The 4,249-nt window shown below is 69.1% G+C and carries 6 protein-coding genes; all 6 read left to right on the forward strand.

Annotated elements, in window-relative coordinates; translation table 11 throughout:
- Positions 1–312: aldehyde dehydrogenase family protein (locus E5198_RS20565; RefSeq protein ID WP_136491589.1), on the forward strand; the 312-nt coding region annotated here is incomplete at its 5' end.
- Positions 313–635: 323 nt separating this feature from the next.
- Complete coding sequence (gene pqqA / locus E5198_RS20570) at positions 636–707, forward strand: pyrroloquinoline quinone precursor peptide PqqA (RefSeq protein ID WP_003253598.1); 72 nt, start codon at positions 636–638, stop codon at positions 705–707.
- A 48-nt stretch (positions 708–755) separates the two neighbouring features.
- The gene (gene pqqB / locus E5198_RS20575) at positions 756–1,667 is read left to right on the forward strand and encodes a pyrroloquinoline quinone biosynthesis protein PqqB (RefSeq protein ID WP_136491773.1); all 912 of its coding nucleotides are present in this window, start codon (positions 756–758) and stop codon (positions 1,665–1,667) included.
- Between the two features lie 128 nt (positions 1,668–1,795).
- Complete coding sequence (gene pqqC, locus E5198_RS20580) at positions 1,796–2,548, forward strand: pyrroloquinoline-quinone synthase PqqC (RefSeq protein WP_090214703.1); 753 nt, start codon at positions 1,796–1,798, stop codon at positions 2,546–2,548.
- 124 nt (positions 2,549–2,672) lie between these two features.
- Entirely contained in the window at positions 2,673–2,951 is a 279-nt protein-coding gene (gene pqqD, locus E5198_RS20585) for a pyrroloquinoline quinone biosynthesis peptide chaperone PqqD (protein ID WP_136491774.1), read from the forward strand.
- A complete protein-coding gene (gene pqqE, locus E5198_RS20590; RefSeq protein WP_136491775.1) occupies positions 2,923–4,077 on the forward strand; it encodes a pyrroloquinoline quinone biosynthesis protein PqqE in 1,155 nt (384 codons plus the stop codon). Before pqqD ends, pqqE begins: the two co-directional genes overlap by 29 nt.
- Positions 4,078–4,249: the final 172 nt, after the last annotated feature.

The raw sequence follows: 4,249 nt of genomic DNA on the forward strand, positions 1-4,249 counted from the left end.
TTCGGCCCGGTGGTCGGCGTGACCACCTTCAAGGACGAGGCCGAGGCGCTGGCGATCGCCAACGACACCGAGTTCGGCCTGGGCGCCGGCGTGTGGACCCGCGACATCAACCGCGCCTACCGCATGGGCCGCGGCATCAAGGCCGGCCGCGTGTGGACCAACTGCTACCACCTGTACCCGGCGCACGCCGCCTTCGGTGGCTACAAGAAGTCCGGCGTGGGCCGCGAGACCCACAAGATGATGCTCGACCACTACCAGCAGACCAAGAACCTGCTGGTCAGCTACGACATCAAGCCGCTGGGCTTCTTCTGAGTACTGCCGGAGGGCGGGACGGCAGCCCCGCCCTCCGGTCTGCGGGGTTCTCCACGGGCGCGTTGCCCCGACGCGCCATCCCTTGCTGTGTTGCTTGTCGATGCGCTCCCCGGGCGCGGTTGCCAAGGGGTTTCCCATGGCTCCAGGCAACCTTTCATCGAGCGCGGCTTCGGCCGCGTTTTTTTATGCCCGCCGGTCGGTCCGCCGGCAGGACTACCAAGGATCGCCGAAACTCCTTCCAAAGTACCATTTGGCGCGCCTGCAGAAGGGCGCATAACTGTCTTGCCGGAATTCACCGGTTTCGACAACAAGAGGACTGCGCCATGTGGACCAAGCCCGCCTTCACCGATCTGCGTATTGGCTTCGAAGTGACCATGTACTTCGCCAACCGTTGATCCACACAGCCCCGGCCCGTCCGGGGCTTCCCGTCCGGGGACTCCCCCATGCATATCCGCATTCTCGGTTCCGCCGCCGGCGGCGGCTTTCCCCAGTGGAACTGCAACTGCCGCAACTGCCGCGGCCTGCGCGAAGGCACCCTGAGCGCCACGCCGCGCACCCAGTCTTCCATCGCCCTGTCCGATGACGGGGTCAACTGGATCGTCTGCAACGCCTCGCCCGACATCCGCGCGCAGATCGAATCCTTCCCGGCCCTGCAGCCGGCGCGCGCGGTGCGCGACACCGCGATCCGCGCGCTGATCCTGCTGGACAGCCAGATCGACCACACCACCGGCCTGCTCACCCTGCGCGAGGGCTGCCCGCACGAGGTGTGGTGCAGCGAGATGGTCCACCAGGACCTGACCAGCGGTTTCCCGCTGTTCAACATGCTCAGCCACTGGCACGGCGGCCTGAGCTGGCGGCGCATCGAGCTGGACCGCGGCTTCACCGTCGAGGCCTGCCCGGCGCTGCGCTTCACGCCGATCCCGCTGCGCAGCGCGGCGCCGCCCTATTCGCCGCACCGCAACGACCCGCATCCGGGCGACAACCTCGGCCTCTTGGTCGAGGACACCCGCACCGGCGGCAAGCTGTTCTACGCCCCCGGCCTCGGCCAGGTGGACGGTGCGCTGCTGGAGTGGATGGACCGCGCCGACTGCCTGCTGGTCGACGGCACCCTGTGGCGTGACGACGAGATGATCCACGCCGGCTGCGGCACCAAGCTGGGCAGCGAGATGGGCCACCTGCCGCAGAGCGGCGCCGGCGGCATGCTCGAGGTGCTCGAGCGCCTGCCGCGTCAGCGCAAGGTGCTCATCCACATCAACAACACCAACCCGATCCTCGACGAGGAGTCGCCCGAGCGCGCCGAGCTGAAGGCGCGCGGCGTCGAGGTCGCCTGGGACGGCATGCAGATCGCGTTGTAAGCCACGGCTGATGGTGCGCATGGCGCACCCTACGCCAGCCGTACCGCCCAGTAGGGTGCGCCATGCGCACCGCACGCCAAGAACAACAACGAGCCGCGCCAGCAGGCGTGGCCACCCGAGGAGCCGTGATGACCCAGACTGCCATGAGCCCCGCCGAATTCGAGCAGGCGCTGCGCGCCAAGGGCGCCTACTACCACATCCACCACCCGTTCCACGTCGCCATGTACGAGGGCCGCGCCACGCGCGAGCAGATCCAGGGCTGGGTGGCCAACCGCTTCTACTACCAGGTGTGCATCCCGGTGAAGGACGCGGCGATCATGGCCAACTGCCCGGACCGCGACACCCGCCGCGAGTGGATCCAGCGCATCGTCGACCACGACGGCGCGCCGGGCGAGGAGGGCGGCATCGAGGCCTGGCTGCGCCTCGGCGAGGCGGTCGGCCTGGATCGCGCGCAACTGCTGTCCCAGGAACTGGTGCTGCCCGGGGTGCGCTTCGCGGTGGACGCCTACGTCAACTTCGCCCGCCGCGCGTCCTGGCAGGAAGCGGCCAGCAGCTCGCTGACCGAGCTGTTCGCCCCGCACATCCACCAGTCGCGCCTGGACGCCTGGCCGGCGCACTACCCGTGGATCGACCCGACCGGCTACGACTACTTCCGCAAGCGCCTCAAGGAAGCGCGCCGCGACGTCGAGCACGGCCTGCGCATCACCCTGGCGCACTACACCACCTGGCAGGCCCAGCAGCGCATGCTGGAGATCCTGCAGTTCAAGCTCGACGTGCTGTGGAGCATGCTCGACGCCATGAGCATGGCCTACGAGCTGGAGCGCCCGCCGTACCACACGGTGACCGCCGAGCGGGTCTGGCACCGGGGGATCGCGCTGTGAGCCGCAAGCCCCTGGTACGCACGGCGCCCCCAGCGGACGACGCGCTTCGCGTAGGGCGCGCTGTGCGCACCATCACCACTCCGCTGTTTCCGGTGCGCATGGCGCACCCTACGGAGGTTCGCCCATGAGCGACGACATCCAGCTCAAGATTCCGGCGCTGCGCCGCGGCTTCCGCTTCCAGTGGGAGCCGGCGCAGGGCTGCCACGTGCTGCTCTATCCCGAGGGCATGATCAAGCTCAACGACAGCGCCGGGGCGATCCTCGCCGAGGTCGACGGCGTGCGCAGCGTCGCTGCCATCATCGATGACCTCTGCGCGCGCTTCCCGGAGGTGCCGGGCATCGACGAGGACATCCTGGCATTCCTGGAGGTGGCCCGTGAACGGTTCTGGATCGAGCTTCGCTAAGCCGGGGCACGTGCCCGGCCCGCCGCTGTGGCTGCTGGCCGAGCTGACCTACCGCTGCCCGCTGCAGTGCCCGTACTGCTCCAACCCGCTGGACTTCGCCCAGCACAAGGAGGAGCTGAGCACCGAGCAGTGGATCGAGGTGTTCCGCCAGGCCAGAGAGCTGGGCGCCGCCCAGCTCGGCTTCTCCGGCGGCGAGCCGCTGGTGCGCCAGGATCTCGCCGAGCTGATTCGTGCCGCGCGCGAACTGGGCTACTACACCAACCTGATCACCTCGGGGATCGGCCTGACCGAGGCGCGCATCGCCGAGTTCGCCGAGGCCGGCCTCGACCATATCCAGATCAGCTTCCAGGCCGCCGACGAGGAGGTGAACAACCTGCTGGCCGGCTCGCAGAAGGCCTTCGCCCACAAGCTGGAGATGGCCCGCGCGGTGAAGAAGCACGGCTACCCGATGGTGCTCAACTTCGTCACCCACCGGCACAACATCGACAACATCGAGCGGATCATCGAGCTGTGCATCGAGCTGGAGGCCGACTTCGTCGAGCTGGCCACCTGCCAGTTCTACGGCTGGGCCGAGCTCAACCGCGCCGGGCTGTTGCCGACCCGCGCCCAGCTGGAGCGCGCCGAGCGCATCACCAACGAGTGGCGCGACAGGCTGGCGGCGCAGGGCCACCCGTGCAAGCTGATCTTCGTCACCCCCGACTACTACGAGGAGCGCCCCAAGGCGTGCATGAACGGCTGGGGCAGCCTGTTCCTCGACATCACCCCGGACGGCACCGCGCTGCCCTGCCACAGCGCGCGGATGCTGCCGGTGCAGTTCCCCAAGGTCACCGAGCACAGCCTCAAGCACATCTGGTACGACTCCTTCGGCTTCAACCGCTACCGCGGCGACGACTGGATGCCCGAGCCGTGCCGCTCCTGCGACGAGAAGGACCGCGACTTCGGCGGCTGCCGCTGCCAGGCGTTCCTGCTCACCGGCGACGCCGACAACGCCGACCCGGTGTGCAGCAAGTCGGCGCACCACGGCATGATCCTCGACGCCCGCCGCGAGGCGGAGGAAGCGCCCTGGAGCCTGGAACAACTGACCCACCGCAACGTGCATGCCTCGCAGATCATCTGCAAGGGCTGAGGGCGGGCAGATGAGCCGTGCCAGGGGGCTGATCGTTCCCACGCTCCCGCGTGGGAACGCCGCCGTCGCCGCTCCGGCGGCCGGGGGGCAGCCGACTCCCGCGGCGATGGCTGCCGAGCCGCTGCCCTGCGGCGCCTGGCCCAGCGCCTGGAGCGCCGAACGGGCCGCCGCG

Origin of the sequence: Pseudomonas sp. A-1 (genome assembly GCF_004801855.1) — a bacterium.
Taxonomy (GTDB): Bacteria; Pseudomonadota; Gammaproteobacteria; order Pseudomonadales; family Pseudomonadaceae; genus Geopseudomonas.

Excerpts from the sequence above, each read along its gene's own strand:
- pqqB (WP_136491773.1), top strand. The coding sequence starts at position 756 with ATGCATATCCGCATTCTCGGTTCCGCCGCCGGCGGCGGCTTTCCCCAG.
- pqqD (WP_136491774.1), top strand. The coding sequence starts at position 2,673 with ATGAGCGACGACATCCAGCTCAAGATTCCGGCGCTGCGCCGCGGCTTC.
- pqqC (WP_090214703.1), top strand. The coding sequence starts at position 1,796 with ATGACCCAGACTGCCATGAGCCCCGCCGAATTCGAGCAGGCGCTGCGC.